Source organism: Photorhabdus sp. RM96S (assembly GCF_042879335.1).
In the GTDB taxonomy this organism is placed as follows: Bacteria; Pseudomonadota; Gammaproteobacteria; order Enterobacterales; family Enterobacteriaceae; genus Photorhabdus; species Photorhabdus kayaii.
This window is the reverse complement of record NZ_JBHFKT010000199.1, coordinates 1-408: the sequence shown is the minus strand read 5'-3', so window position 1 is coordinate 408 and position 408 is coordinate 1. Positions and strand designations below refer to the sequence as shown.

Here is a 408-nt window from a genome sequence, read left to right as displayed (position 1 = left end):
CTATTTTAGTTGCCCGGTTGATAATCAACCCTAAACATTGATCACTAAGCTAAATTTGTGGTTAATACTGCTTCGGCATTGTGGAATAGAAAGTCAATGAAAAGCAGTATTGTAGTATTAATAGTTTTTTGTAGCGCAGTCTCAGGCAGTCAGGCCGCCGACATCGCAGAACAACAACTCATTCATCAACAGGCCCGCCAGCAAGCCCTGGAGGCGCAATTAGCCCCGCCGCCTGCGGAGGTTCGCCTGTCGGTACCGGAAACGGGGGCGTCAGCCGCCTTTCCGGTGGAAACCCCCTGTTTTCCTATCACCCGCGTCAGACTGGCAGGCACCGAAAATTTCCCGCACTGGTTGCCGTTCAGGCGTGTCGCCCAACAGGGCGAAAACCATTGCCTGGGCGATAAAGGC

The 408-nt window shown here is 52.7% G+C and carries 1 pseudogene; it reads left to right on the top strand.

The features are described from left to right. Nucleotides 1-96: 96 nt before the first annotated feature. A pseudogene (locus ACGF49_RS24960) lies at nucleotides 97-408 on the top strand (ShlB/FhaC/HecB family hemolysin secretion/activation protein); the annotation flags it as partial.